This window comes from Glycomyces buryatensis (genome assembly GCF_004912275.1).
GTDB lineage: Bacteria > Actinomycetota > Actinomycetes > Mycobacteriales > Micromonosporaceae > Glycomyces > Glycomyces buryatensis.
On record NZ_STGY01000067.1, the window covers coordinates 355,427 to 381,827 of the forward strand.

Annotated in this window: 24 protein-coding genes and 1 tRNA gene; 12 read left to right on the forward strand and 13 right to left on the reverse strand. The window is 68.0% G+C overall.

The genetic code is table 11. The annotated features are described in order from the left end of the window. Window positions 1–58 precede the first annotated feature (58 nt). Window positions 59–412 carry a PLD nuclease N-terminal domain-containing protein gene (locus FAB82_RS19865; protein ID WP_136536272.1) on the forward strand — a complete coding sequence of 118 codons (354 nt, stop codon included), beginning with the start codon at window positions 59–61 and terminating at the stop codon, window positions 410–412. A 295-nt stretch (window positions 413–707) separates the two neighbouring features. On the opposite strand, the gene clpX is transcribed toward FAB82_RS19865, so the two are convergent. The 4 genes from clpX to FAB82_RS19885 all read right to left on the reverse strand — a co-directional run bounded on the left by clpX (window position 708) and on the right by FAB82_RS19885 (window position 5,018). Continuing rightward, entirely contained in the window at window positions 708–2,012 is a 1,305-nt protein-coding gene (gene clpX / locus FAB82_RS19870) for an ATP-dependent Clp protease ATP-binding subunit ClpX (protein WP_136536273.1), read from the reverse strand. Window positions 2,013–2,376: 364 nt separating this feature from the next. Further along, window positions 2,377–3,045, reverse strand: coding sequence for an ATP-dependent Clp protease proteolytic subunit (locus FAB82_RS19875; RefSeq protein ID WP_136536274.1), 669 nt, complete (start codon window positions 3,043–3,045; stop codon window positions 2,377–2,379). Window positions 3,046–3,066: 21 nt separating this feature from the next. Then, complete coding sequence (locus tag FAB82_RS19880) at window positions 3,067–3,708, reverse strand: ClpP family protease (protein ID WP_136536275.1); 642 nt, start codon at window positions 3,706–3,708, stop codon at window positions 3,067–3,069. 194 nt (window positions 3,709–3,902) lie between these two features. Further along, window positions 3,903–5,018, reverse strand: coding sequence for a S8 family peptidase (locus FAB82_RS19885; RefSeq protein ID WP_281276926.1), 1,116 nt, complete (start codon window positions 5,016–5,018; stop codon window positions 3,903–3,905). Between the two features lie 186 nt (window positions 5,019–5,204). On the opposite strand from FAB82_RS19885, the gene FAB82_RS19890 reads away from it, so the two are divergent. Next, window positions 5,205–5,579 carry a hypothetical protein gene (locus tag FAB82_RS19890; RefSeq protein ID WP_136536277.1) on the forward strand — a complete coding sequence of 125 codons (375 nt, stop codon included), beginning with the start codon at window positions 5,205–5,207 and terminating at the stop codon, window positions 5,577–5,579. Between the two features lie 39 nt (window positions 5,580–5,618). Here FAB82_RS19890 and FAB82_RS19895 read toward each other — a convergent pair whose 3' ends face one another. The 7 genes from FAB82_RS19895 to tig all read right to left on the reverse strand — a co-directional run bounded on the left by FAB82_RS19895 (window position 5,619) and on the right by tig (window position 13,370). Further along, on the reverse strand, window positions 5,619–6,326 hold the full coding sequence (locus FAB82_RS19895; RefSeq protein ID WP_136536278.1) for an ABC transporter ATP-binding protein: 708 nt from the start codon (window positions 6,324–6,326) through the stop codon (window positions 5,619–5,621). Further along, the gene (locus FAB82_RS19900; RefSeq protein ID WP_136536279.1) at window positions 6,313–7,221 is read right to left on the reverse strand and encodes an ABC transporter ATP-binding protein; all 909 of its coding nucleotides are present in this window, start codon (window positions 7,219–7,221) and stop codon (window positions 6,313–6,315) included. Before FAB82_RS19900 ends, FAB82_RS19895 begins: the two co-directional genes overlap by 14 nt. Next, on the reverse strand, window positions 7,218–8,255 hold the full coding sequence (locus FAB82_RS19905) for a branched-chain amino acid ABC transporter permease (RefSeq protein ID WP_136536280.1): 1,038 nt from the start codon (window positions 8,253–8,255) through the stop codon (window positions 7,218–7,220). The genes FAB82_RS19900 and FAB82_RS19905 overlap by 4 nt, the downstream gene beginning before the upstream one ends. A gap of 1 nt (window position 8,256) precedes the next feature. Beyond that, window positions 8,257–9,126: a branched-chain amino acid ABC transporter permease gene (locus FAB82_RS19910; protein ID WP_136536281.1), complete on the reverse strand. Its 870-nt coding sequence runs from the start codon at window positions 9,124–9,126 to the stop codon at window positions 8,257–8,259. Window positions 9,127–9,140: 14 nt separating this feature from the next. Then, entirely contained in the window at window positions 9,141–10,523 is a 1,383-nt protein-coding gene (locus FAB82_RS19915; protein ID WP_136536282.1) for an ABC transporter substrate-binding protein, read from the reverse strand. Further along, window positions 10,523–11,779, reverse strand: coding sequence for a hypothetical protein (locus tag FAB82_RS19920; RefSeq protein ID WP_136536283.1), 1,257 nt, complete (start codon window positions 11,777–11,779; stop codon window positions 10,523–10,525). Before FAB82_RS19920 ends, FAB82_RS19915 begins: the two co-directional genes overlap by 1 nt. A 196-nt stretch (window positions 11,780–11,975) precedes the next feature. Then, a complete protein-coding gene (gene tig / locus FAB82_RS19925; protein WP_136536284.1) occupies window positions 11,976–13,370 on the reverse strand; it encodes a trigger factor in 1,395 nt (464 codons plus the stop codon). 241 nt (window positions 13,371–13,611) lie between these two features. Between tig and FAB82_RS19930 the strand changes: the two genes are divergently transcribed. From FAB82_RS19930 to FAB82_RS19960, 7 genes are all read left to right on the forward strand, one after another. Beyond that, complete coding sequence (locus FAB82_RS19930; protein WP_136536285.1) at window positions 13,612–14,280, forward strand: ThuA domain-containing protein; 669 nt, start codon at window positions 13,612–13,614, stop codon at window positions 14,278–14,280. A gap of 58 nt (window positions 14,281–14,338) precedes the next feature. After that, window positions 14,339–14,947 carry an HAD family hydrolase gene (locus tag FAB82_RS19935; RefSeq protein ID WP_136536286.1) on the forward strand — a complete coding sequence of 203 codons (609 nt, stop codon included), beginning with the start codon at window positions 14,339–14,341 and terminating at the stop codon, window positions 14,945–14,947. Between the two features lie 88 nt (window positions 14,948–15,035). Beyond that, window positions 15,036–15,109 (forward strand) — tRNA-Gly (locus tag FAB82_RS19940). 524 nt (window positions 15,110–15,633) lie between these two features. Continuing rightward, window positions 15,634–16,605, forward strand: coding sequence for a fatty acid desaturase family protein (locus tag FAB82_RS19945; RefSeq protein WP_136536287.1), 972 nt, complete (start codon window positions 15,634–15,636; stop codon window positions 16,603–16,605). A gap of 56 nt (window positions 16,606–16,661) precedes the next feature. After that, the gene (locus tag FAB82_RS19950) at window positions 16,662–17,390 is read left to right on the forward strand and encodes a B3/B4 domain-containing protein (protein ID WP_136536288.1); all 729 of its coding nucleotides are present in this window, start codon (window positions 16,662–16,664) and stop codon (window positions 17,388–17,390) included. After that, on the forward strand, window positions 17,387–18,001 hold the full coding sequence (locus tag FAB82_RS19955) for a LysE/ArgO family amino acid transporter (protein ID WP_136536289.1): 615 nt from the start codon (window positions 17,387–17,389) through the stop codon (window positions 17,999–18,001). The genes FAB82_RS19950 and FAB82_RS19955 overlap by 4 nt, the downstream gene beginning before the upstream one ends. A gap of 650 nt (window positions 18,002–18,651) precedes the next feature. After that, entirely contained in the window at window positions 18,652–19,116 is a 465-nt protein-coding gene (locus FAB82_RS19960) for a universal stress protein (protein ID WP_136536290.1), read from the forward strand. A 119-nt stretch (window positions 19,117–19,235) separates the two neighbouring features. Here the strand turns inward: FAB82_RS19960 and FAB82_RS19965 are convergent, their stop codons facing one another. Both FAB82_RS19965 and FAB82_RS19970 read right to left on the reverse strand, forming a co-directional pair. Beyond that, window positions 19,236–20,123, reverse strand: coding sequence for a phosphotransferase family protein (locus FAB82_RS19965; RefSeq protein WP_211116701.1), 888 nt, complete (start codon window positions 20,121–20,123; stop codon window positions 19,236–19,238). Window positions 20,124–20,365: 242 nt separating this feature from the next. Continuing rightward, window positions 20,366–23,608, reverse strand: a complete 3,243-nt coding sequence (locus FAB82_RS19970) for an AfsR/SARP family transcriptional regulator (protein ID WP_136536291.1) — start codon at window positions 23,606–23,608, stop codon at window positions 20,366–20,368. Window positions 23,609–23,869: 261 nt separating this feature from the next. On the opposite strand from FAB82_RS19970, the gene FAB82_RS19975 reads away from it, so the two are divergent. The 3 genes from FAB82_RS19975 to FAB82_RS19985 form a co-directional block, all read left to right on the forward strand. Continuing rightward, window positions 23,870–24,448 (forward strand): hypothetical protein, encoded by a 579-nt coding sequence (locus FAB82_RS19975; protein WP_136536292.1) that lies wholly within the window; start codon window positions 23,870–23,872, stop codon window positions 24,446–24,448. 10 nt (window positions 24,449–24,458) lie between these two features. Continuing rightward, window positions 24,459–26,117: a phosphodiester glycosidase family protein gene (locus tag FAB82_RS19980; RefSeq protein WP_136536293.1), complete on the forward strand. Its 1,659-nt coding sequence runs from the start codon at window positions 24,459–24,461 to the stop codon at window positions 26,115–26,117. Window positions 26,118–26,249: 132 nt separating this feature from the next. Beyond that, on the forward strand, window positions 26,250–26,401 hold a 152-nt coding region (locus FAB82_RS19985), incomplete at its 3' end, for a DUF805 domain-containing protein (RefSeq protein ID WP_136533400.1).

The following is a 26,401-nucleotide window of genomic DNA, read 5'->3' on the forward strand; positions in this document are numbered from 1 at the left end:
CGGGTAACACCCCGAGCCGCTGTTGTACGCGCGGGAGGGGACAAGGCATGATTGGGGAATGATCCGGGTAGCGGTCTTCCTCGTTCTCGTCCACCTGGCGCTGATCATCGCAGCGCTGGCCGACTGCCTGGGCGGCGAAAGGTCGCCCCGGAAGCTGGGTCGCGGCTGGTGGGTGGTGATCATCCTGCTGGTGCCCATTGTCGGTGCGGTCCTGTGGTTCACGGTCGGCCGGGCCAGAGCAGAAGGCGGCCAGGCGGGTCCGGGGCGCCCCACGGGCGGAACCGGCGGCCCGCGGCCCCCGAAGGGACCGAGGGGCCCGAGGGGCCCGAAGGCCCCCGACGACGACCCCGACTTCCTCCGAGACCTCGACCGCAGGCTCCGCGACGACGAGAAGAAGGGCAAAGACGAGTAGCGCCCTCCGGCCCGTCCGCACGGACGACGCCCAAGGCGCCGTTCCGGAGGGCTCTCTCCCGATCGCCCTCGCGGACGGTTTCCGGTGCTTCGAACCAATTCCCTCGGACGACACCCAAGGCGGTGTTCCGGACGGCTCGCTTCCGATCGCCCTCGCGGGCGACCTCCGGCGCTTTGAAGGCACGCACCCGCGCGGAATGTCGGACCCCCGCGTCACGATATGGATAGGGGCCCTTCGCAGTCCGTTTTGAAGGCTGATGCCGGAAAAGCCCGGCGCGACCCAGCCCCACCGACCCTCAGGCGGACTTTTCGCGGCGGGGCCGAATGGTTCGTCTCGGGGTCGCCTTAGTCCTCGGGACCAACGTAGGGTTCACGTTGCGGCGCACCACGTCGGCGGTGATGCAGACCTTCGCGACCTCGTCGGCCCGCGAGGGGATCTCGTACATGACCGGCTGGAGCACCTCTTCGAGGATCGCCCGCAGTCCACGCGCGCCGGTGCCGCGCAGCAGAGCGGATTCCACGATCGGTTCCAGCGCGTCGTCGGCGAACTCCAGCTCCACCCCGTCGTATTCCAGCAGCCGCTGGTACTGCTTCACCAAAGCGTTCTTCGGCTCGGTCAGGATGCGCAGCATCGACGCCTGATCCAGGTGATCCACAGTGGTCAGGACCGGCAGGCGGCCCACCATCTCGGGGATCATCCCGTACTTCAGCAGGTCGTCGGGCATCACCTGCGAGACGAGCGCGTCGGCGGCGTCGTCCTCGACGGAGTGAATCTCCGCGGTGAAGCCGACCGTGCGCTTGCCGATGCGCTGCTTGATGATGTCTTCGATCCCGGCGAACGCGCCGCCGCAGATGAAGAGGATGTTCGTGGTGTCTATCTGGATGTGCTCTTGGTGGGGGTGCTTGCGCCCGCCCTGCGGCGGGACCGAGGCGGTCGTGCCTTCGAGGATCTTCAGCAGCGCCTGCTGCACGCCCTCACCGGAGACGTCGCGCGTGATCGAGGGATTTTCGGCCTTGCGCCCGGCCTTGTCGATCTCATCGATGTAGATGATGCCGGTCTCGGCGCGCTTGACGTCGAAGTCGGCGGCCTGGATGAGCTTGAGCAGGATGTTCTCGACGTCCTCGCCCACATAGCCGGCCTCGGTGAGCGCGGTGGCGTCGGCGATCGCGAAGGGCACGTCCAGCATGCGCGCCAGGGTCTGGGCGAGGTGGGTCTTGCCCGAACCGGTGGGTCCGACCAGGAGGATGTTCGACTTCTGGAGTTCGACGTGGTCCGCGCCGGAGCGACCGGAGCTCAGCTCATCGATCTGGACCCGCTTGTAGTGGTTGTAGACCGCGACCGCGAGCGCCCGCTTCGCGTCGTCCTGGCCGATCACCCACTGGTCGAGGAACTCGACGACTTCCTTGGGTTTCGGAAGGTCCTCCCAGGCCACCTCCGCGGCCTCGGCGAACTCCTCCTCGATGATCTCGTTGCACAGATCGATGCACTCGTCACAGATGTAGACGTTGTTCGGCCCCGCGATGAGCTTCCTGACCTGCCGCTGCGACTTCGAGCAGAACGAGCACTTCAAGATCTCACTGTCTCCCAGGCGTGGCGCCATCGCAGTCGCTCCAATCCTTGGCGAAGCTTGCGAGCCATAGTCTGACTAGCGTGCTCGGTTGACTCTGGACGAACCGTTGTCGGAATCGATTATTTCGCATTTGTGGCAATGACGCCACCCTCTGCGAACTTGGTGATCCGGGAAAGCGAGCGGGCCTCGCCAATGGGCTCCCGGGTCAGCGCCACGGTACCTCGGTTGTGCGACAAAGGGAAGGCGATCGTCCAGAGACGAGCATCCGTCGCCTCGTGCCCGCTGACCAAGGGCGCAGGTCAGGCGGCCCTTGGTGGAGGCGCGGCGGGCCGGCCGCTGCGGGCTGGGCCCGTGAAGGACCCAGCGCCCGGCCCGTCGCGTCTCCGCTTCGGTTTTACGCCGCCGCTTCGGCTTCGGCGGGCAGCGCGTTCTTCTTGCGGTAGTTCAGCACGTTGTCGACCAGGCCGTAGGCCACGGCCTCCTGCGCGGTGAAGATCTTGTCGCGCTCGATGTCCTTGCGGACCCGCGCCAGGTCCTGGCCGGTGTGGCGGGCCAGCACCTTCTCCAGCTGGTCGCGCATGCGCATGATCTCGCGGGCCTGGATCTCCATGTCCGAAGCCTGACCGAAGGTGCCCTCGGTGGCCGGCTGGTGGATGATCACGCGGCTGTTCGGCAGCGCGGTGCGCTTGCCCGGCGTCCCCGCCGCGAGGATCACGGCCGCGGCCGAAGCGGCCTGGCCCATGCACACCGTCTGGATGTCGGGCCGCACATACTGCATCGTGTCGTAAATGGCCATCAGCGCCGTGAGCGAACCGCCCGGGGAGTTGATGTACATGATGATGTCCCGCTCGGGGTCGTTGCCCTCGAGGACGATCAGCTGACTCATGATGTCGTTCGCCGAGGTGTCGTCGACCGGGGAACCGAGGAAGATGATCCGGTCCTCGAACATCTTGTTGTACGGGTTCATCTCCTTGACCCCGTACGAGGTCTTCTCGGTGAACGAGGGAACGATGTAGCGGGCCTGCGGCTGGTACTGCTGTCCCGCCTGCATGTCGTAGTCCATTACTTGATTCTCCCCTTGGGTCTAGTTGCTCGAGGCGGGGACGTCGGAGACCCGCTGAACGACGTGGTCGATGAAGCCGTAGTCCTTCGCTTCTTCAGCGGTGAACCAGCGGTCGCGGTCCGAGTCGGCCTCGATCTCGTCGATCGTGCGACCCGTGTGGTGGGCGACGCGCTCCTGGAACATCTGCTTCGTGTAGAGCATCTGCTCGGCCAGGATCGCGACGTCGGAGGCGGTACCGCCGATGCCGCCGGAGGGCTGGTGCATCATGATGCGCGCGTGGGGAAGCGCGTAGCGCTTGCCCTCGGTGCCGGCGCACAGGAGCAGCTGGCCCATCGACGCCGCCATGCCCATGGCGACGGTGGCGACGTCGTTCTTGATGTACTGCATGGTGTCGTAGATGGCCATGCCGTCATAGACGGAGCCGCCGGGCGAGTTGATGTACAGCTTGATCTCGCGCTCTTCGTCCTCGGCCTCGAGGAGGAGCAGCTGGGCGCACAACCGGTTCGCGATCTCGGAGTTGACCTCGGAGCCCAGGAACAGGATGTGCTCCTTGAGCAGTCGGTCGAAGACCATGCTGTCCAGGCCGACCGAGGAGGGGTCGCCGTTGCCCCGACGGGCGACCGCGTTGACGGCATCCTTCTCCGCCTGTGAGGAGAATGGCATTGAATGCTCCATGTCTTGCACCTTCATTCTGTCTCGGCGATATGCACTCGGCCTTGCGGTTACCAACCAGACCTTAGCCCGTCGGGGCGACGATCGGACGCGCCTGGGCACCGTGTTCGCTGCGAGCGGAGCGCGGAATTTCGCACGAAAAACGGGCCCGGCCACCAGTGGCGGCCGGGCCCGTTCGTTCACTTTCAGTCGGTTACGCGCAACAACAGGTTGGGGCTGCCCTTGACGTCGCCCAGCTCCCCCGAGGTCGCCGCTCCGGTCAGCGCCGCGGCCACTTCATCGGGTGACGCGTTCGGGTGCGCCGACAGGTAGACCGCCGCCGCGCCCGCCACGTGCGGCGAGGCCATCGAGGTGCCGCTGAGGGACTCCGTCAGCCCCAGCAGGTAGGCCGACTCGATGTCGACGCCGGGAGCGAAGAGGTCGGTGCACTCGCCCCAGTTGGAGAACTCGGCTCGCGCGTCCGCGGAGTCCGAGGCCGCCACGGTGATCGCGCCGGGCACGCCCGCCGGGGATGACGCGCAGGCGTCCGCATCGTCATTGCCGGCCGCCACCGCGTAGGTGACGCCCGAGTCGATCGACGCGGCGACCGCCTCGTCCAGGGCCTCCGATACGCCACCGCCGAGGCTCATGTTCGCCACGGCCGGCTTGACGGCGTTCTCGGTCACCCAGTCGACGCCCTGGATGACCCCGGCCGTCGTCCCGGAACCCGCGCAGGTGAGCACCTGCACCGGAACCAGCGTGACCGCCTTGGCCACCCCGTAGTCGGTGCCGCCGACGGTCCCGGCGACGTGGGTGCCGTGCCCGTTGCAGTCGGTGCCGTCGCCGACGATCGGCAGGACCGAGGAGTATCCGGCGGCGGTGCGGCCCTCGAACTCCTCGTGGGTCAGCCAGATCCCGGTGTCGATGATGTACGCCGTGACGCCTTCACCGCCGTTGGGATAGGTGTAGGACTCATCGAGCGGGAGCGAGCCCTGGTCGATCCGGTCGAGGCCCCACGACGGCGGGTCGGCCTGGGTGTCGGCGACCTCCACCACCTGGTTCTGCTCGACGTAGTCGACCGCCGGGTCGGCGGCCAGGCGCTCGGCCTCGGACTCGCTCATCAGCGCGTGCACCGCGCCGAGGGAGTCGAAGGCGTTCTCGACGGTGCCGCCGAAGGAACCCACGACGTCCGAGGCGGCGTTCACCTCCCCGCCTTCGAACACGACGATGTATTCGCCGGGGATGGCATCGGGGTTGTCGGTGCCGAGGATCGAGCCGACGTCGGCCTGGGCGGGGGAAACGGTCAGGACGGCCGCAGTCAAGGTGGCTGCTGCCGTAGTGAAGAGGATTCGGCGGGTTACGCCGGAGAATATTCCAACCATGGGGTCACCCTTCGGGAGTTTTCGGGCTATGGCCTCTGTCACACGATACCAAGGAATTGATACATTTGGTTACCCCGAAGTAGGGGGACTCAGAAAATCCCTCATAGACCACAATGGAGTGAAATCGTGTCCAGTGCCCCAACTGCGCGTCTGCGCCTCCTCGGCATCCTCTTCTGGCTGGCCGGAGGAGCGGTGATCACCTTCGGCTGGATGGGAATGGCCGAGATCGCCTATGTCGACGGCCAGATGCCCTATCTCATCTCCGGCGGTGCCGCCGGCCTCGGCCTCATCGTCGTCGGCTCGACGCTCGTCCTGGCCGCCGCCGTGCTCGACGCCGGCGAACGCACCGCCCGGCGGACCGCCGAACTCATCAAGGCCGCGGTCGAGGAGGCCGCCGAAGACGAAGCGGAAAGTAAAGCCGAGGCCGAAAGCAAGGCCGAGGCCGAAAGCAAGGCCGAGGCCGAACCCGAGCCCGTGACCGCTGGTTCCTCGTCCAAATAAGGCCCTCGAAGGGACCGGCCACGGGCCGGTCCCTTTCGATCAGGTACCGAAGTAGGCGGCGCGCACCGCGTCGTCCTCCAACGTCTCCGAGCCCGATCCGGCCATCGTGATCCGCCCCTGCTGCATCACGAACGCGGTGTCGGCCTGCGCCAGCACTCCGGCGTTCTGCTCGACCATCAGGACCGTCACGCCCCGCTCGTTGATGAGCTGCACCGCCGCGAAGACCTGCTCGGTCAGCTTGGGCGACAGACCGAGCGAGGCCTCGTCGATGAGCAGCAGCCGCGGCGAGGACATCAGCCCCCGCCCGATCGCGAGCATCTGCTGCTCCCCGCCCGAGAGCGTCCCGGCCAGCTGGTCGGCGCGCTCCTCCAGCCGCGGGAAGATCGAGTAGATCTCGTTCAGGTGCCCCCGGACGGTACGGGTGTCGCGCCGGATCGTCCACGCCCCCAAGCGAAGGTTCTGCCGCACCGTGAGCGCCGGGAAGACGTGCCGTCCCTCGGGGACCAGCACGATCCCGGCCCGCACCCGCGCGCCCGTGGTCCCGGTGAGCGGCTTGCCGTCGTAGCGGATCTCGCCGCCGGTCGTCGGGAGCAGCCCGGCCAGCGCCATGAGCGTGGTGCTCTTCCCGGCCCCGTTGAGCCCCAACAGGACCGCATTGGAGCCTTCGTCCACGCTGAGGCTGACGCCGTGCAGGACGGGCACCGAACCGTATCCGGCGCGCAGGTTCTCGACCTCAAGCAGCGCCATGAGCGCCTCCTTCCGCTGCCGGCTGCAATGGCCACTCCGGCGGCTCGCCGGGTGACTGAGATGCCCGGAGCACCTGGGTCGTGTCGTCCGCCTCGTCCGTCTCGTTCACCTCGGGCTCCGCGGCGGCCCCACCGAGGTACGCGGCGATGACCTCGGGGTGCCGCTGGATCTCGTCGGGTTCGCCCTCGGTGAGGAGCTTGCCGAAGTTGAGGACGTAGACGTAGTCGCACACCTCGGCCACCAGCGGCACGTGGTGTTCGATCATGAGGATGGTCAGCTTGAGCCGGTCTCGCAGTTCGCGGAGCGTCTCGACCAGGCCGAGGGCCTCCTCGGGGCTGAGTCCGGAGGCCGGCTCGTCCAGCAGGAGCATCTTGGGATCGGTGGCCAGCGCCATGGCCATGTCGCAGGTCTTGCGTTTGCCGTATGGAAGCGAGCCGCAGCGCTCGTCCGCGATGTCCTCGAGTCCGAAGTAGTCGATGATCTCGGCGGCGTCGCGCCTGAGTTCCCGCTCGCGCAGCCAGGTTCCGGCGAGGCCGAGCATGCCTGCGAGGGCGGAGTAGCCGGTCCGCTGGTGCTGGGCGAGCATGACGTTCTCGGTGACGGTGAGGGAGTCGATGACGCCGAGGTTCTGCCAGGTGCGGCCCATGCCGAGGCGGGCGCGGCGGTGGGTGGGCAGACGGGAGACGTCGGTGCCGTCGAAGAGGACGCGTCCGTCCTGCGGCTGGTAGATGCCGGTCAGGCAGTTGAAGCAGGAGGTCTTGCCGGCTCCGTTGGGGCCGATGAGGCCGACGATCTGTCCTTCGTCGACCGTGAGGGACAGGTCGTCGAGGACCTGGAGGCCGCCGAAGCGGAGCTGGAGTCCGTCGACCTTGAGCAGGTGGCGTTTCTTCCTCATCCCCTGTCTCCATTCTTGTGGGCGGTGCGGCGGGTGAGGGGCGCGAGGAGCTGCCCGAGCCCGCCGGGGAAGAACCGCAGGACGATGAGGAGCAGGACGACCACGATGAACGGCGGCAGGACGTGGTAGACGGCCTCGTTGAGGAACGGTGGCTGCCAGGGTAGGGAGGCGAGGAAGTTCGGCAGCGTCAGCGGCAGGAGCGCGAAGAACGCCGAGGCGATGATGACGCCGAGCCGGGAGCGCAGTCCGCCGACGACGGTCATGAGGACCCAGACGAGGGCGACCTGGAATTCGAAGTCGAGGGCCTGGACGACCTGGTTCCAGTGGGCGAAAAGGCCTCCGGCGAGCCCGGCGGCGAGGCCGGAGAAGCAGAAGGCGGCGAGTTTGTAGCCGGTGACGTTGACGCCGAGGGTGGCGGCGATCTGTTCGTTGTTGCGCACGGCGGCGAGGGCTCGGCCGGTCTTGGTGGCGACCATGCGCCAGTCGGCGTAGAGCACGAGTGCGAGGACGCCGAGGCACAGGAGTGCGTAGGAGAAGTCGCTTTCGACGATGGCGGGGCGGGGCGCGGAGGCGCCGGCGCCGCCGCCGGTGAATTCGCGCCAGTTGAAGATGGTGGTCTCGGCGGTCATGCCGAAGGCGAGGGTGACCAGGGCGAGGTAGAGGCCGGAGACGCGCAGGGCGACCATGCCGACGATGGCGGCGGTGATGGCGCCGACGAGTGCGGCGGCGCCCAGGCCGAAGCCGAGCGGCGCCCCGAGGCGGGAGGCCATGAAGGCGGCGGCGAAGGCGCCGATGCCGACGAAGGCCTGGTGCCCCAGGGAGATCTGCCCGGCGTGACCGGTGAGGGTGTTGATGGACAGTCCGATGATCGCGTAGATGGCGCCGCGGCTGATGCGCTGGGCCCAGACGTCGCCGCCGAAAATGAGCGGGTAGGCGACGAGTGCCAGGGCGGCGAGGACCAGGACGATGCGCAGGACGGTCCAGAGTCCGTTGCCGACGCGGATTCGAGTGAGAACGAGGGTGGCCGTTGCCATTTCAGGCCTCCTTCCCTAGAAGGCCCTGGGGGCGGATGAGGAGTACGAGCATGAGCAGGGCGAAGACTCCCAGTTCGGCGGCACCGGGGACGGCGAGTTGCTGCCCGAGGAGGTAGATGCCGAGGTTTTGGACGATGCCGATGGAGATGCCGCCCACGAAGGCGCCGGGGAGGCTGGTCATGCCGCCGAGGACGGCGGCGGCGAAGGCGGGCACGAGCATCGTCAGGGTCATGAAGCCGGGCGTGAAGATCCCGACGGGGGCGTAGAGGAGTCCGGCGACCCCGCCGAGGAGCGCGGCCATGCCCCAGACGAGGCGGGAGATAGCGACGGGGCTGATGCCGACGACCTGCGCCGCGCGTATGTCCTGTGAGGATGCGAGGACGGCGAGCCCGAGGTCGGTCTTGAAGAACCAGGCCATGGCGGCGGCCAGCACCGCGAGGACCGCGAGCAGGATCAGCTGCTGGGGCAGGATGCCGGCGCCGAGGATATTGACGCCGGACCCGCCGATGAGCGGAGGCATGACGCGCGGGATCGGCTCGGCGATCAGGACGGTGATCGCGATCGTGAACAGGGCGACCCCGACCAGAGCGACGAGCATGATGGTGCGCGAGGCCGATTCCAAGGGCCGCACGATCACCCGTTCGACGATGAGCCCGGTGCCGACGGCGGCCACGAGCCCGCCGACAACGCCGACCCAGTAGGGCAGGCCGAGGGCGACGACGAGGTAGAACGCGGAGAACGCCGCGACACTGCCGAATTCGCCTTGGGCGAAGTTGAAGACGCGTTTGGCCTTGTAAACCAGGACGATGCCGACGGCGAGCAGGCCGTAGACCGCGCCCTGGAACAGGCCCAGTGCGATGAAGGCTCCCATCTAACTGTGCCACCTCAAAAGCCGTTCACGAAGGCGTAGTCGGTCTCGTAGTGCCCGCCGCCGTCGCAGACGTTTCTCAGGACGCTGAGCTGGGTGGCGCCGAAGGGCCCGTCCCCGTAATCGAGGTCGGGGAAGACGCCGGTGGAGAACTTCTGTCCGGCGACGCCGTCGAGGAAGGTGCCTCTGTCGGGGCTCTCCCCCGCCTGTTCCAGCATCTGGTGCAGCACCTTGGACTGGCCCCACATCATCCACATGACGTCGTCGGGTTCGACCCCGGCCTGGTCCGCGGCGGAGAGGAAGTCGGCGTCGTATTCGGCGGCGTCGGCGAAGGCGGGCGTGGGGTTGAAGAACACGGCGCCCTCGGTGGAGCCGGCGGCGCTGCAACCGGTCTCGGCGACCTGGTCGATCCCCATGCTCACGCCGACGCCCGCGTACTGGGGACGACATCCCGCGGCCGCGGCCATTTCCAGGTAGAAGGTGGGGCTGGTCAGGACGAACACGGCGTCGTAGTTCTTGGTGGTGCCGGTGCACAGATTCCCGGCGGCCGAGGAGCCGCGCTCGTTCTTGTCGGGCCGGAAGACGTCGACGCCGGAGAACGAGTCGGTGAACCCGGAGACGGCGTCGTCGAAGTTGGGCGTGTTGGTGACGACGGCGGCGACGCGGGAGGCGTCGGTGACGCCGAGCTCGTTCTTGATGTAGTCGGCGAGGATCGGGACCTGCTGCTTGTAGGTCATCGACGCCGCGAAGTAGGTGCTGAGCGAGCCCATGCCGTTCTCGGTGACGCCGGTGGACAGGTACGGGATCTCCTTGCTCGCGGCGTACTGGGCGCAGGCCTGGATCTGGTCGGTGCCGCCGGCGCCCAGCAGCACGTAGGCCTCCTGCTCCTCGGCCATGGTCTGGCAGACCTGGCGGGCGGTGGAAGGCCGGTATTGGTCATCGGCGAAGACCGTCTCGACGGTGCGGCCGTGGATCTCGACGGGATTGCCGCCGTCGCCGAACTGCCAGTACAGGTCCTTGCCGGCCTCGAAGGAGTCCTGGCGCAGCGGGGCCGCGCCGGTCAGGGGCGCGTGGATGCCGACGGTGATGGTCTCGTCGGTGATGCCGGTGGTGTCGCCATTGCCGGCGCTGCCATTGTCATTGCCGCCTCCGCCGCCACCGCCGCCGGATTCGCCTCCGCCGTCCGAGGAGTCGCTGCCGCCGCCGTCTCCACTGCCGTCGGTACCGCCGGACGTTCCGTCGGTGGACGAGTCGCCCGACTCGCCGAGGCCGGAGTTCTCGCCGCCCTCGGCGACGAACTGGTCATGGACGCCGTCGTACTGGCCGCAGGCGGGAACGGCCATGGCCGTCGCCGCGATCAGCGCCAGCACGAGGCGTTGCTTATTGAGCCGCTTGCTCATCAGGCACTCCCCCCGCGTCCGGTCAGGCGCTGCCAGATCCCGGCTGGGGTGGGCAGGGAGAAGCCGCGGCGGTCCATATTGTGCGAGCGGATGCGGTCGATCGCGCCGCCGCCTCCGGCCGCGGCGCCCGAGGCGCCCATGAGGACGTGCAGGAGGTAGGCGCCGACGAGGCCGGCGGGGATGAGCGTCCACACGTACCAGGGGGCGCTGGGCGTCACCGGCTGGTGGGCGGCCGGGGCCAGCTCCTCGGGGGATTCCTCTTCGGATGCGGCCTCTTCGTCGTCCGCGCCGGATCCACCGGAGGCGCCGCTGCCGCCGCCTCCCGAACCGCCGCTCGTGCCGCCGCCGCTGCCGCCGCCGGAGTTGATCGGGTCGGTGTCACCGGTTTCGTCCTCGGGGGTTCCGGGCTCGTAGGCGAAGGTGGCCGAGAGCCGGTTCGAGGTGGCCTTGTACTCGTCGACCGGGGTCTCGGAGTCGTCGCGCAGCGGCAGTTTGAGGTTCACCTGCCAGGAGTCGACCGGGGTGGCCTCGTCCATGACGGGCATGAACATGACGCCGAAATTGGCGAAGGGGTCGGTGCCCCAGTCGGCGGCCAGTTCGGTGAGGTCGAACGTCCAGGTCGGGAGCGGGACCTCCACGATCTCCTCGGGGTTCTCGGGGTCGGCCTCCTCGAGGGCCGCCAGTGCCTCCTCGGCCTCGGCGACCTCTTCGGGGTCGGGCTCGGCGCGCTCGCCGACGACGCAGTTGTCCCCCACCGGCGGCTGGACGTCCCACATCTCGGCCTCACCCGAACTCCAGGCCTCGGTGATCGGGCAGGCCTGGACGAGCTTGGAGGCGGGGTTGAAGGTAGGAGAATCTCCGGCGTCGTTTCCTTCTGCGACCGTCAGCTTGAAGTCGGTGACGGTCGAGCCCTCGGGCACGCCGCGTTCGGCCAGGTTGAACTGGAGGGCGGCGACCTTGGCGGCCTCGCCCAGTTCGACGGCGACGGGCATCGTCGTCTCGGCCTGCGGGTTGGGCAGTTCGACGGGCTGGACGACGGTCCCGAGTTCGACCTGCTCGTCGATCTGGTGGCTCCAATACCAGGAGACACCGTCGACGCCGTAATCGAACTGGACCTCCTCTCCGGCAGGATCGTCTTGCGCCGCGGCGCTTCCCGGCCAGGCGAGGGCCGACAGCGCCAGCGCCGCCGTGCCGAGCCGGGCCAAGGTCTTCGAACCCGAAGCCCTGCTTGCGGAAGGGTGGTTCCGGGGGATCATATGGGCACTCCCGAGGCGATGGTCTACGTCATTGCATTGATGAAGATAGATCCTCACCATAAGCGATCGTGACGTGCATCTCTACCCACGAGTAGCAAATATTTTCACCCGGTTTCCAACCCATGACCACAGGTGTCCTAAAAGCCAAAAGGCCCACCGCAAATGCGGTGGGCCCCAATGGTCTTGAGACGGGAGACTACTCCTCGTCGACCTTCACGACATCGGCTTCTTCCACGATCTCGGCGTCGGCGTCGGCCTTGGCGCGGCCCGGGAACAGGTCGTCCTCGGTCAGCTCCTTGCCCTGGGCGTCCACGATCGAGGCCTCCTTGACGACCTCTTCGAGGGCCAGCTGCTGGCGCAGGTTCGCGGCGATCTGCTGGAGACCGCCATTGCCGCGAAGCTCGTCCACGAACTCCTGGAACTGCTCCTGCGGAACCCCGCGCTGCTGGGCCTGACGGACCACCTCGGCGGTCATCAGGTCGCCGCCGACCTCGAGCTTCTTCTCGGTGGCGATGCGGCCCAGGATGAGCGACTGCTGCAGGTTCGACTCGACGTCCTTGCGGAGGTCGGCGTCGAACTCCTCGGCGGTCTTGTCGACCGCGGTGAGGTAGTCCTCGAAGCTGCCGGCCATCTGGGTGACCTGCTCTTCGAGGTGGCTGCGGGTGTGGGTGATCTCGTCCTCGATGGTCTTCTCCGGCAGGGGAAGCTCGACGGCCTCGACCAGCGCTTCGAGCACCTTCTGGCGGGCCTCGGAGGCCTTGCCGGTGACGGACTGCTGGTCCAGGCGCTCGCGGGTCGCCTCGCGCAGCTCCTCGAGGGTGTCGTGCGGGCTCGACATCTCGGCGAAGTCGTCGTCCAGCGGCGGGAGCTCGCGCTCCTTGACCTGCTGCACGTGGACCTCGACGTCGGCGGTCTCGCCCTCCTGCTCACCGGCGAGGGTGGACTGGATGGTCTTGTCGTCGCCTGCGGCCATCCCGACGAGGGCCTCGTCCAGGCCGTCGAGCAGGTTGCCCTGGCCGACCTCGTGGCTCATGCCGGAGACGGAACCGCCCTCGACCTCTTCGCCGTTCTGGGTGGCCTTGAGGTCGATGACGACGAAGTCGCCCTCGGCTGCGGCGCGCTCGACGGTCTTGAGCGAGGAGAAGCGCAGACGCTGCGACTCGAGGTCGGCGTCGATGTCCTCCTCGGTCACGCCGGCGGCTTCGACGGTCACCTTCAAGGAGGCGAAGTCGGGCAGCTCGAAGTCGGGGGTCACGTCGGTCTCGACGGTGAACTCGAAGGGCTTGCCCTCCTCGATCGGCTTGACGTCGGTCAGCTCGGGGCGACCGAGTGCGTTCACGTCGTTCTCGGTGACGGCCTTGTTCAGGTTGGACTGCACGGCCGGGTCCATCGCCTGGGCGTACACCGACTCGCGGCCGACACGCTGGTCGATGACCGCGCGCGGGGCCTTGCCCGGGCGGAAGCCGGGAACGCGGATCTGCTGCCCGAGCGACTTGTACGCCTCGTTGATGAACGGAGCCAGTTCCTCGAACGGCACCTCAACCGACAGCCGCACCCTGGTCGGGCTCAGGGTCTCGACAGTGCTCTTCACAGGCGTACTCCTAGATCAATTTCGCTAGATTTTTGTTGCGTCGACGCGGAGGTTGCACGATCGCAAGAAGCGCAGCATCCACCTCCGCTCCGAACGAGTCTAGGTCGTGGTGACCCGACTGGCCCGGCGGGTGTGGTAGATCTCGCCGCTCGTCACTGTTCGAGAACAGTGCCGCCTGGGGGCCGCCGTGCGTGAGGAGATCCCCTAAACTCGGCCGAGCAATCGCTGTCAGGGAGAAGCCATGCCGAACCGCTCCATACTGATCTTCACGAAGACGACGGGGTTCCGACACGACTCCATCCCGGCAGGCGTGAAGGCAATCAAGGAAATAGCCACCGAACTCGGCTACGACGCCGTCCACACCGAGGACGCCGACGTCTACGAGCCCGAGAGCCTGTCCCGCTTCGACGCGGTCGTCTGGCTCTCCGCTTCAGGCGACGTACTGGACGAGCTGGGCCGCGCGGCGCTGGCCGACTATGTCACCGGCGGCGGCGGGTGGTGCGGCATCCACAACGCCGCCAACGCCGAGGTCTCCTGGCCGTACTACCGCGAACTCGTGGGCGCCCGCTTCATCGGCCACCCGCCTGGGACCGCCTCCGGTCGGATCGCGGTCGTGGACTCGGACCACCCGTCCACCGCGCATCTGCCGAAGCAGTGGACCTGGACCGACGAGTGGTACAGCTTCGACGCCGCCCCGGACAATGCCGAGATCCTCCTGACGGTGGACGAGGACTCCTACGACACCGCCGACCTGGCCATGGGAGACGACCACCCCCTGGCCTGGCACCGCCGCCTGGAGGCGGGCCGGTGCTTCTACACCGCGCTGGGCCACGCCGCCGAGTACTACGACGACCCCGACTTCCGCGCGCACCTCAAGGGCGGCCTGCAGAGCGTGCTGCCCACGAAGTGACTCGCGCCACGTTATGCTATAGGGCCCATTGCGATCCCGATTCCGATGAGGTGGGCCCATGAGTGCCGGCACCCGAGTCCTCGTAACCGATATCGGCTCTGTCCTGTTCCGGTTCGACCCCGACCACCGCTTCGCCCTCCTGGAGGAGCGGACCGGAAGGCCCCGCGCGGAACTGGACCGCCTCCTGTTCGCGTCCGGCTTCGAAACCCGATGCGAGGCAGGCGAATTCACGGCGGACGAGATCCGAGACCGGGTCGCCGAAATGACCGGCTTCGAAGGCACAACGGAGGAACTGAGCAACCTCTGGACGTCGGCGTTCACCCTGGACGAGGAGGTCCTCCAGTCCCTCACGGATTCCGGCCTCACCCTGGCGATCTTCTCCAACAACGGCCCACTCTTCGCCGACTACTTCGCAGGCCGCTTCCCCGAGGCCGCCAAGTGGTTCCGCCACCGCTACTTCGCCTCGAACCTCAAGGCCAGAAAACCGGACGAGGCCGCCTTCGAAACGGTCACGGCCCGCCTCCACGACGCCCTGGGCACGGCACCGTACGAGCTGCTCCTGATAGACGACAACCGACAGAACTCGGCAGCGGCAGTCGCAGCGGGCTGGCAGGCCCACACCTTCGCCGGCCCATCAACCCTCCGCGACCTCCTGACCGAGGCGTAGCAAGAGCCGAAACGGTCCGGGTCCAGAGGGTTGAGGAGACCGCCCCGAAAGCGGCTGTATACTCGTTCACGGCCGCTCACGCGGCAGCGCGGATGTAGCTTAATGGTAAAGCCTTGGTCTTCCAAACCAATGACGCGAGTTCGATTCTCGTCATCCGCTCCATAGCCTGAACAGGCAAAACGCCCCCGGTTCCGATCAGCAGATCGAACCGGGGGCCTTCATTTTCACCCACACATGTGCGACTGACGGCGACCTGTGGCGGCCGTCGGCAAGATTTCGCGGCTGGTTCGAGGCGGGAAAATCAACCCCGCAGCCCTCATGGGGCGACTCGCCCCGGTCGACCCAGCGGCCTGGCTTCAGCTACAACGTCCCACAGCGGTGCAAGGTTCTACTCTTGGAATTCTCGTCGACTGTGTACGAGATTCGGTGATGCGTTGGCTGGTGGATCATCAAGAGGAGCCGGGTATTTCAGCATGTCGGACGGACTCTAACCCAGTGAGTTCACGATTGCGGTTCGTGGAAACAGACTGTCGCGCAACAGGCCAAGATCGTTTTCCATGAGTGAGTAAATGATCTTGGAACACCATCGAACACCCATCGTTAAATAGATCACAATGGATTGAGTTGATCTTGTGATGCTGCTTCTCTGACTGCTGCGAACCTCCTTTCGCGAATTGGAGTAACCAATGCGCGCACACCAATCCACCGCAACCCCGACCATTACCAGCTTTCGGCGCGGCTACTCGACCCCCGCCGCCCTCCGCGACGACATCAGAGCCGCGCACCAGACCCGGACCTGGTGGACTGTTCTCGCCGCGGCCGCCGACCAAGCCGCCATTGCCGCCGCCTGCCTCCTGTGCGGGTGGGCGTTCACCATGCATCCCGGACTCTGGGCGGCCCTCGCCCCTGCCGCGGCCCTCCTCGTCGGTCGCCAGCTCCGTGCTCTCGAATGCCTCGTCCACGAAGGCTCCCACTTCAACTGGAGCCGCAGACGGCGCAAACTCAACGACGCCCTCGCGACCGCCCTGGCGGCATTTCCCACCGGTGCCCGGCTCTCTGGCTACCGCGAAAGCCACCTGCGACACCACGGGGCCTTCGGCACCGGAGACGACCCCGACCGGCAGCGCTACGAGGAACTCGACCTCGAAGCCCTCGACCGCACTCGCCGGGCCGCGTTCCTCGCAGGAATGCTCCGTCGCCTGCCCGCGTACCAGCGCACCTGGTGGAGCGACAGCCTCCAGTCCGGACTCGCGACCAGCCTGGTGCCACCGCTGCTGTGGGCGTTGCTTCTCACCGCAGGCCCGGCATTCGCCGTGTTCGGCCCGGGCGCCTCAGTCGGGGCGTTCGCCGTATGGCTGCTCGGTTTCACGGTGGCCCTGCCGGTCCTGCGGTTCGCCGCTGAAGCCAGCGAGCACTCCTACCGTGACGCCGACACGGTGTTCGACGCGACCATCAGCAATCTTGGTCTGATGCAACGCGGTCTGCTCCATCCGCATAACGACGGCTACCATACGGTTCATCACCTGTGGCCCGGTGTGCCGCATCATCGTCTGGCCTGGCTCCACCGGCGGCTGCTTGCCAGCGACCCTGAGTACGCCAAGCGGCTGCGTTGGCGCGCAAGGGTGTTCGCGAACCCCGTACGAGGGATCGGCACCTGATCCGCTGGGCCGGTGCAGCACTGACAAGCCATTGACCAACGTGGAGAGGAACCCGCATGACTCGCGCTTGCGAAGTCGCCGTCACCGATGCCGTCGCAGAAGCCTTCCCTCACTTGCGGATCCACCTCATAGCCGTAGCGGACCTGCGCAATACCGAGCCCTGGCCGAAAACCGCGGCGGCCTTCGATGACCTGGAGGCCCAAGCCGCCTCGGGCGCGTGGGAGGCGGCATCCGCTGAGGATGCCCGGATTGCCTCATGGCATGCGGCCTACCGTGCATTCGGCACCAATCCGAAGCGGATGCGCCCGAGCGTCGAGGCCCTACAGCGGCGGCTGTCCAAGAGCGGGCGCCTGCCGCGCATTTTGCCCGCAGTGGACGCCTACAACTTCGTCTCGGTGCGGCACGGCGTGCCCGCCGGGGCCTTCGACCTGGCCGCGCTCTCCGATCGGGTGGAGGTGCGCTTCGCGGTCGAAGGGGACGGCTTCACTCCGTTGGGCGAACCGGGGTCGCGGGAGGCTCCGTCGGTCGGCGAGGTCGTGTACGCGCAGGGTGCGGAGGTGTTGACCCGCCACTGGAACCACCGGGACGCTGACGTCACCAAAGTGGATGCGGGTACCACTGCCGCAGTGTTCGTGCTTGAAGCGGTCAGTGAGGAGGCGTATGCGTCCGTCGACGCGGCCGCCGAGGAGCTGACCGAGCGGTTGTCGGAAGGCGCACGGGTCACCGGCCGCGCGATGCTCAGCGCCTCGTCCCGTTCAGTCACACTGGAAAAGACGTCCCCGTGACGGCCGCATTCTTTACCGGGCTCGTGATCGGTTTGGCGCTCATCGTGCCGATCGGGGCGCAGAACGTGTTCGTGTTCGGCCAGGGCGTCGCGCTCGGGATGCCGCGCGCGTTGTGGGCCGTGGTCGGCGCGGGCCTCTGCGACACCCTGCTCATCGTCCTCGGCGCGACCGGGGCGTCGGCGCTGCTGAACTCGGTGCCGGGGCTGCGCCCGGCAATGCTTCTCGGTGGGACCGTGTTCCTGGTCTACTTGGGGGTCAAGTCGCTGCGGACGAAGCCCGCCGAGATCGAGGACGCGACCGGCGTGTGGTCGCGGGGCCAAGTACTCCGCCGAACGGCCACGGTGTCGCTGCTCAACCCGCACGCGATTCTCGATACCGTTGGGGTGCTGGGGGCGGCCATCACCGCGCAGGCAGTCGGCACCCGAACGGTCTTCGCGGCCGGGGCGGTGACCGCATCATGGGCATGGTTCCTGCTGCTCGCGGGTGCTGCCCACGCCATGCGCAGGGTCCTCACCAAGGAACGCCGCGTCTGGTTCGACCGGGCCTCCGGGGTCATCCTGCTGGTCTTCGCCGCTTGGCTCGGAGTCGAATTCGTCCAGACCTTCCTGTAGCCTCCGGTGTGCGAACGGGCCTGCGGCGGGCCAGACCCGAGGACCACGGCCGGTTCGGAACACTGACCTGAGGCCACGCTGCCGAGATCAAGTTCGCCCCCAGCCTCAGCCGCCGCGATCGGGCGTGCCCGATTAGGAAAGATCGAGGTCATATACCGCCTGGTGCCTGCCTGGTCCCTTGTAGCCGGCGACGACGGGCCGCACCCACGACTGAAAGCGAGTCTCGATGCTCCCCGAACCTATCGATACGAGCACCTCCCCGTTCGACCAGATCCGCCGCACCCTCCGTTGAGGATCACTTTGCGCAGGTCACCCAGCTTGTCGGCTCCGGCAACCTGGGCGACCAGGCAAAACTCGATTACCGGCTGACCTGGTCCGCGGCGTACCTGGTTGCTGTGAACGGAGACCCGCGACCACCTGCGACCCAGCGTCGACACGGGCAGCGAGAAATCGGCCTCAGCAACCAACGCCTTCGGAAAGGGCCGGGCCCAAAAGCGGCGGCACCCACATCAGGATCACCCACCCCGCTTCGTGACGGATGCCGAGGAACGCCCGGGCCGTGGCCCGGGCGTTCCTCGTGCCGGAGAGGGTTCGACCGCTGTTCAGACGGGTACTCCCGAATTTCAAACCGGCCCTGAGGAGAGATGGACATGGACGAGTCAGCGGAGCGGCAGGAACGCATCGTCGTCGGAGTCGACGGCTCGAGGCCCTCGATCAGGGCGCTCGAATGGGCCATTGAACAGGCACGGCGCACTGGTGCGAAGGTCGAGGCCGTGCTGGCCTGGGAGGTGCCGACGATGTACGGCACCGGCATGATGGTCCAGCAGGGCGGCGAGGAGTTCGACAAGTCCGCGAAGCAGTCCCTGGAGACGGCGGTCAATCATGCCCTCGCCGGGAAGATCGACGTGACGGTCGAGGCCCACACAGTGGGCGGCCACCCGGCCAAGACGCTCATCGACATGGCCGAACGAGCGGACCTCCTGGTCGTGGGCAGCCGCGGGCACGGCGGTTTCGTGGGGGCACTGGTCGGCTCGGTGAGCCACTACTGCGTCAGCCACGCCGAATGCCCGGTCGTAGTCGTCCGCCACCGGAACGACGACGAGGCCGCCGGCTAAATTGATCTTCGAGCCTCTGTTGCGACGCAAGCGTTGCTGTAACCGGGCAAGCGTCTTGTCGCGCTTGGTGGTTCTGCCGGGCCGGCCGCCCGCACTACCCGGTAGCGCGGGCGGCCGCGCTACAGCTGTTCCAGGGCCGTGCGAAGAAACTCGTCACGGGGCGCGGTGTGCCTGGGGGGATCGCATTCGGTAGGCGTGTTCAGTGCGGCGACGGCGTCCCAGTAGGCCACCTCGCCGGCGCGGAAACCGCTGGCTCGTTCCCATCCTTCCAGGACATACCGCGGAGCATCCGGGCCGTTGGCCATGGCCACCTGCTTGCGCAGTTCTCCCAGATCCACGCCCGGGTCGCCCACACCGGCGGTCTTCCAGTCGATCAATGCCCGGCAGACCGAGCCACGCCACATCATGTTGCCCGGCCACACGTCCCCGTGCACGAAGACCGTCGGACCGGGCATAGCCGCAATGCCCTGGATCAGGGCGTCGGCGCGTTCGAGCAGCGGTGTGGCCGGCATGCGTCCCATTCGCCGCTCCCGGGCGAAGTCATCGACCGCGATGGGCCGGGGGCGCACCGGCAGGTGGCCGGACGGCGCCTGCGGGATCTGATGTACGCGGGCGATCGCCGCGCCGGCGGCCCGCAGCCGATCGGCAGACGCCCGCGCCGACCAGGCACTGGACCCGGTCACCACGGTCTCGGCGCTGACCGGCACCCCGCCGACCTGCCCGTCGAGGTCGACGCCGAGCAGCCGCGGGGCAGGCAGCGCATGCTGTTCCGCCAGCATGAGCGCGGCGACGTTGGTGGCGATCATGCCATCGTCGATACGGCTGGTCGGCGCTCGAAGGACCACCTCGATCAGCCGCCTGGAGGACTCGATGCGAAGCAACCATGGCCCCTCGCCCGCGTGCAGCGCCCGAACGCCCGCCACCCGAGCATCACCATCGACGCATGCCGCCGCCCACGCCAACACCGGACGCATCAGGCCGACCACGCTGTCACTACCCTCATACACGGCCAGGATTCTGGCAGTACCGACGGGGACTGTCAAACCCGCTGCCGCACAGGGAACTCGACGCACCAGCCGAACCTTGACACCGACACGAACATGGCCGATCATCCTCCCACCAACGGCTTCACGCCCAGCCGAACCGCAGCGTGACGTCCCCTGATCACTCAGATGTCCAGCGCCGCAACACATCCAGCTCACGATGAAAAGCGTTCACTGTCGCTCACAGGTCAGGCATCAGGTGTGAATCAGCAGCCAGAGGATTTCGCGTTGCCAGGCGGGTCTACGCGGTCGCCTTCGGCTTCGCGGACTTCGCCGAGGAGGCGGTGGGACTCGGCCTCGCCCGGCCGGTGGCCGGTGCCCAGGTTGACTCGCAGCGCCGCCTCGGCGTGGGCCGCAGCGGCATCGGTCCGGCGCAGACCGAGCTCGACCTCGGCGATCAGGTTGAGTGCCTGCCCTTCGAAGACGCCGTAGCCCCAGTCGCGGGCCGCCGCAAGCGTCTCGTCGGCCGCTTCCAGGGCCCGGTCGAGCTCGCCGACGCGGAGCAGGGCCCGCGCTCGGCCCACCATGGACTCGACCCGATGGTAGAACGAGCCCCCTTCGGTCAGCTTGAGTGCGCGGTCGAACAGCACGATGGCCTCGGAGTGCTCGCCGAGCGCGTCGCGCGCAGCGGCCATGGTGACGGTGGCGGCGGCTTCCCGGCGGGGGTCCGGGTTGTCGCCGAGCCCGTCGACCTCCAACTGCGCGTTGGCCATGGCCTCCTCGGGCCGACCCGCCGCCAGTTCGAGGTGGGCGGCCACCCGGTATTGCCCGGCGAAGGGGTTGGAGAAGCCGGTGGCGCTGCCGGGGTCGAGGAGCTCGCGCACCTGGTCGCGGGCGAGGTTCAGCCGTCCGAGATAGAGGTAGGCCCCGGCGAGATTGACGCGGGTGGGCGAGTCGGCCGGTCGGCCGCTCGCCTCGGTCGCCCGGATCTGTTCGAGGAAGTACTCGGCGCTGGCCTTGAGGTCGCCGAGGTGGAGGTGGATGCCGCCGAGGGCTTCGAGGTTGGAGATCTGCGTCGGACTTTCGAGCTCGCGGTTGGCGCGAAGGGCCGACACGGCGTGGTCGCGGGCCTGGGGAAGCCGTCCGATGCTCGCGCACGCGTAGGCCAGATGGTGGCCTGCCGCAGCCTGGCCGGGGAGCCATTCGGCCTCGACGGCCAGGTGTGCAGCGCGTTCGCCGTGCTCGATCGCCTCGGCGGACCGGTTGGAGCGCAGGAGGGTCCAGGCCAGGCTGAGCTCGGTAGCGGATCGTCCGGGCAGGTCGCCCGCCCGTTCGGCGGCGGCGAGGACGGTGCGGCCGAGCTTCAGTGCCTCGGTGCTGTGGGTGCCCAGCCACATGAAGCCGCCGAGCGCGTCGTTGAGCAGCCACGCGGCCGGGTTCGGGCCGTGGGCGGCGGCGTGCTCGATGGCGGCGGTGAGGTTGCCGCGTTCGGCAGTGAGCCATTCCACGGCCTCGATCGTCGAGGGCTCGAATGATTCGTCCATATAGTCCGGCGGGGTGAGTGCGGTAAATGGCAGGTAGAGCAGGTTCCGGCAGACGTCGGTTCGGTGCAGGTACCAGGCGGTCAGGCGCCCGGCGGCATCGTCGCGGGACTGCCGGGCCTCGTCGGCTTCGGCGCGCTCCTGGGCATAGTGGCGTAGGAGGTCGTGAAGCCGGTAGCGGCCCGGCCGGTGTTGGTCGACCAGGTGGGCGGCGACCAGCTGGTCCAGGACCGGCTCGACGGACTCGACGGCGCCCCCGGCCAGCGCGGCCACCGCCTCGACCGTGAAGTCCTGCCCCGGGACCAGGCCGAGGAGCCGGAACAGGCGGCGGGCCTCGGGTGGGAGGGTGCGGTAGGACGAGTCGAAGACCGCGCGGAGCGCCGCGTCGTCGGCGCCGTCGACCTGCAATGAGGCCAGGAGGTCGTCGCCGGAGAGCCGCGCGACATATGACCCCAGGTCGTCGTTCGGGTTGTCGGCCAGGTCGGCGGCGGCGATGCGCAGCGCGAGCGGCAGACGACCGCACAGGTCCGCGAGTGCGGCGATCCCGTTCCCGTCGTTGGGGATCGGCCGCCTGGGCAACAGCTGGCGGAGCAGGGACTGCGCCTCGTCGGACATGAGCGGATCGAGCCTGACCCGCGTGCCGCCGTGGCCTACGACCAGGTCACTGAGGCGGTGGCGGCTGGTGACCAGCACCATGCAGCCCGACCCGCCAGGCAGCAGGGGCCGGACCTGGTCGGCCGCGGCGGCGTTGTCGAGGACGATCAGGACGCGCTTGCCGCCTGTCTCGGTGCGGAACCGGGCGGCGGCGCGCTCGGGCTCGGCCGGAATGTCCTGGTCGGGGACGCCGAGCGAGTCCAGCAGCGCGGTGAGCGCGTCGGCCGGATCGATTGCCGCCGCGCCGCCGTGGCCGCGCAGGTCGATGAACACCTGGCCGTCGGGGAACCGGTCGGCGACGCGGTGACCCCAGTGGACGGACAGGGCGGTCTTGCCGACGCCGCCCATGCCCGCGACCACGACGATCGGCACCGGGGCCGGATGGGACGAGTCGGCCCCAGGGAGCAGGTCGTCCAGCAGCCGGAGCTCGCGCTCCCTTCCAGTGAAGCCGTGGGGAGGCGGGGGAAGCTCACGTGGGACCGCCCCGGCCGCGACGCCGGCGGACACCGACGGGGCGGGCGCGACATCCCAGGGCCCTTCCAGGTCAGAGGTCGCGAGGGTGTGCAGGCGTTCGTCGCCACGCAGCACGGCCCGATGGACCCTCTGCATCAGCTCGCCGGGTTCGATGCCGAGCCGATCGGTCAGGAAGCGCCGGTGCTCGCGGTAGACGTCGAGCGCTTCGACCTGCCGTGCCGCCCGGAAGAACGCGAGAATGAGCAGGACCCGAACCCGCTCGACGTACGGATAGGCCTGGGCGAGCGCGTCAAGCGCGCCGATCGCCTGGTGGTGCAATCCGATGTCGAGCCATGCTTCGGCCAGGGCCTGCTCGGCGATCAGGCGCCGCTCGCCCAGCCGGTCGACCTCGGTGGCGATGTGGATGGACGGCTCGATGCCGGTGTAGGGCTCCCCGCGCCACATGGCGAGCGCCTGTTCGAGCGTGTCGACGGCCGACTCCGACTGCCCCGTATTGCGTTCCGTGCGTGCGCGGTCGTACAGCTCGTCGAAGCGCAGGACGTCGAACTCAGCGGTGGTGACGGCGATCCGGTATCCGGCCGGGCCGCGGACGATGCGCTCGGCCCCGCCGAGCTTCTCCCGTAGGCGGTGAATGTGGACCTGGAGGGTGGCGGTCGCGCTGGGCGGCGGCGTGCCGGACCACAGCGCCTCGGTCAGCTCATCGACGGTGACCTCGCGGCCGGCCCGGGCGAGCAGGATCGCGAGCAACCGCCGGCGAATCGGTGGCAGGCGCAGCATGCTCCGGCCGCCGAGGCGGATCTCCAGTGGTCCCAGCACATTGAATTCGAGCTCGTCGGCCATTGCAGCACATCTCACGTTGGTCAGGAGCGGGCGTCGTCACTTGCCGTTCGCGGCCGCGGGGAACCCGGATGCGACGGGGAGTCCTCTAGCGTATCCGGGTCCCCTAACCGATTCCCGCCCAATGAGACTGAACCGCTGCGGCTCTCGCCGCGGACCGTACCCGATGACAAGTCGTTGGCAAGTCGGGCCGCATAGGGTGGCCAGGCCCGATCACGACGGCGCGGCCTGTCGATCGCCGCCCACGGAACTAGAAAAGCTGAGATGCGATACGAACCCGAACCCGAACTCGTCCGACGCCGCCGGGCCCGCTCTGCCGCGGCCGTGGGCGCTGCCGCCATCCTGGCACTGTCCGCCTGCGGCTCAGACGACTCCGACGCGTCCGCCGATGCCGAAGATACTGCGGCCATTGGCACGAGTCCCGAGGAGCCGCTCGCAGCGGACGCGATGGTGGAGGTCTACGGCTGGGAGGTCACCGTCTCCGATATCCAGCTCGATGCGACCGAGGAGATCCTCGACAACGCGGGATACGTCGCGGTCGAACCGGACGCGGGCAACCAGCTGGCCCTGGTGACCATCGAAGGCACCTACGTCGGCGACGACGAGGAGAACAACCTCCCCTACGACCTCCTTGTCGGCTTCTGGATCAACGGGGTCGCCTACGTCGAGTGCCCTACTTTTCCGCCCGGCTACTACCACGATGGTCCGGTCGACTCTGGACAGACGGTCTCCAGCGCCTGGTGTGTCGAGATCCCCTCCGGCATCACCGACGAGGCCCTCCTGAGCGTCCGAGACCCGGAGCCGTGGATAAACAACATCACCCACTACTTTGCGATCGAATAGGCCGGCAAGCATGCGAAGCAGTCGATTGTCGACGGTGATCGGCCCGGTCCTGGCAGTCACGACCTCGATTGGCCTGGCCGGGTGCACCGATTCAGAGCCGGACGACCCCATAACGGTGGTGCCGGGCGTGACCTACGAGTCCTACGAACACGACCTCGGCGGTGCCAATGCGAAAGTCCACCTGCTCACGGTCGACCTGTCCGCCCCCGGCGTCGGCGTGGAGGTCCTGACGCCCGAGCACGTGGCCGATGCCGAACCGCCGAGCGACATGGCCGAGCGGGCCGGTGCCGTCGCAGTCGTCAACGGCGACTTCTTCAACAACAGCGACGACGAGCAGACCGGCGCGCCCACGAACGCGCCGGTGGGACCGGTCGTCGTCGGCGGCGAGGCGCTGAAGGCGGCCGTGCCCGACGGGCAGCGCATGGGACCGGACCGCCCCGATTCCGGTGACGTCACCGCCATCGGAGCCATCGACGACCTCGACGACTTTCCGGGTATCACCGCCGGAGGGCTGAAGAACAACCGCAGCGTCCTCGGCATCACCGCCGACGGCGTCCCCACGATCTCCGAGCTCGAACTCGAAGGCAGGCTCTACACCGAGAACAGCACGTACGCGCTGGACGGGCTGAACCAGTACGCCCTCCCCCAGAACGGCATCGGCCTGTTCACCCCCGAATGGGGTCTGGAAGAGCGGGCCAGGGCGGTGTGCGGACTCAACGACGAGCGGCACGGGCCGTGCAGCGAATCGGCACTGGAGATCACAGTCTCCGACGGCCTGGTCACCGCCGTGAAGGACCTGTCCGGGGGACGCTCCCTCGTCAGTGAGATGCTCGGCCCGGACGATGCCGTCATCGTGGCCCGCGACGATCGCGCGGACAGTCTGCGAGACGTGCGGGAAGGCGACAGGCTCTCCTGGGACTACGAACTGGCCTCGCCCGACGGCACCGAGTTCGCCACCGCGCTCGGAGGCGTGCCCATTGCCTTGCAGGGCGAGGCGGTCGGAGGCCTGGACGACAAGACTCGGGCCGTGCGGACGTCCGCCGGGTACAGCGAGAACGGCCGCTACCTGTACCTCGCCGTCCTGGAAGACGACGGCGTCAGCGTGCGCGAACTCGCCGATTTCATGCTCGCCGTTGGCGCCCATGAGGCCGTCAACTTCGACGGCGGGGGATCGAGCCTGCTCGCCGCGGCAGAGGACGGCGACGACCTGACCGTCCGGAACGACCCGACCGATTTCAGCGGGGAGCGCCCCGTCGCCAACGCGCTCGCGGTGTCCTTCGACTCCGCCGCGGCCGAAGCACCCGACGATCGGCCCGCGCCCGACGCCTCCGATTCGCCTGAGGCCGTAGGGCGGCTGGAGGGCGTCTGGGAGGTGGTGGCGACCTCGCCGGGCCAGGCCTCAACGCTTACCTTCGACGGCGAGGGCTCGGGCAGGTATGTCACCGAAGGCTCAGTAGTCCACTTCTGGGAGGGGACCATAGAACCCGAGTCGGAGTCGACGTTCACCATCGACTTCCTTCCCTCGGACAATCTGTACGAGGAGTACGGCGATGACGTCGATATCGAGGAGTGGGCCTTCACGATGGAGCTCGAACTCAGCGAGGACGGCGAGACGCTCACGGTCGCAGGGGAAACCGAAGACCTGACCTACGTCCGCGCCGACGGGTGATCAGCCGCGATCGTGATCTGACGTTCGCCGTCGAATCCGCCTCCACCGGTACGTCTAGGGCGACGCGACGACCCTGACGGATTTGACGGCAACCGTTGACCGACATGCAATCGATATTTGTAAGGAATTGAATTGAACTGGTATATCGCCGCCCTCAAGAACTATGCGGGATTCAAGGGGCGCGCCCGCCGCACCGAGTACTGGATGTTCTTGCTCTTCAACAACCTCGCCGTCATCCTGCTCGGGATCGTCGGCGCCATCTGCGCCGCCATCATCGCCGAGTT

Coding starts and splice junctions, on each gene's coding strand:
- FAB82_RS19865 (WP_136536272.1), top strand. CDS start 59: ATGATCCGGGTAGCGGTCTTCCTCGTTCTCGTCCACCTGGCGCTGATC.
- clpX (WP_136536273.1), bottom strand. CDS start 2,012: ATGGCGCCACGCCTGGGAGACAGTGAGATCTTGAAGTGCTCGTTCTGC.
- FAB82_RS19875 (WP_136536274.1), bottom strand. CDS start 3,045: ATGGACTACGACATGCAGGCGGGACAGCAGTACCAGCCGCAGGCCCGC.
- FAB82_RS19880 (WP_136536275.1), bottom strand. CDS start 3,708: ATGCCATTCTCCTCACAGGCGGAGAAGGATGCCGTCAACGCGGTCGCC.
- FAB82_RS19895 (WP_136536278.1), bottom strand. CDS start 6,326: ATGGCGCTGCTTGAGGTCGAGAACCTGCGCGCCGGATACGGTTCGGTG.
- FAB82_RS19900 (WP_136536279.1), bottom strand. CDS start 7,221: ATGAGGAAGAAACGCCACCTGCTCAAGGTCGACGGACTCCAGCTCCGC.
- FAB82_RS19905 (WP_136536280.1), bottom strand. CDS start 8,255: ATGGCAACGGCCACCCTCGTTCTCACTCGAATCCGCGTCGGCAACGGA.
- FAB82_RS19910 (WP_136536281.1), bottom strand. CDS start 9,126: ATGGGAGCCTTCATCGCACTGGGCCTGTTCCAGGGCGCGGTCTACGGC.
- FAB82_RS19915 (WP_136536282.1), bottom strand. CDS start 10,523: ATGAGCAAGCGGCTCAATAAGCAACGCCTCGTGCTGGCGCTGATCGCG.
- FAB82_RS19920 (WP_136536283.1), bottom strand. CDS start 11,779: ATGATCCCCCGGAACCACCCTTCCGCAAGCAGGGCTTCGGGTTCGAAG.
- FAB82_RS19930 (WP_136536285.1), top strand. CDS start 13,612: ATGCCGAACCGCTCCATACTGATCTTCACGAAGACGACGGGGTTCCGA.
- FAB82_RS19935 (WP_136536286.1), top strand. CDS start 14,339: ATGAGTGCCGGCACCCGAGTCCTCGTAACCGATATCGGCTCTGTCCTG.
- FAB82_RS19945 (WP_136536287.1), top strand. CDS start 15,634: ATGCGCGCACACCAATCCACCGCAACCCCGACCATTACCAGCTTTCGG.
- FAB82_RS19950 (WP_136536288.1), top strand. CDS start 16,662: ATGACTCGCGCTTGCGAAGTCGCCGTCACCGATGCCGTCGCAGAAGCC.
- FAB82_RS19960 (WP_136536290.1), top strand. CDS start 18,652: ATGGACGAGTCAGCGGAGCGGCAGGAACGCATCGTCGTCGGAGTCGAC.
- FAB82_RS19970 (WP_136536291.1), bottom strand. CDS start 23,608: ATGGCCGACGAGCTCGAATTCAATGTGCTGGGACCACTGGAGATCCGC.
- FAB82_RS19975 (WP_136536292.1), top strand. CDS start 23,870: ATGCGATACGAACCCGAACCCGAACTCGTCCGACGCCGCCGGGCCCGC.
- FAB82_RS19980 (WP_136536293.1), top strand. CDS start 24,459: ATGCGAAGCAGTCGATTGTCGACGGTGATCGGCCCGGTCCTGGCAGTC.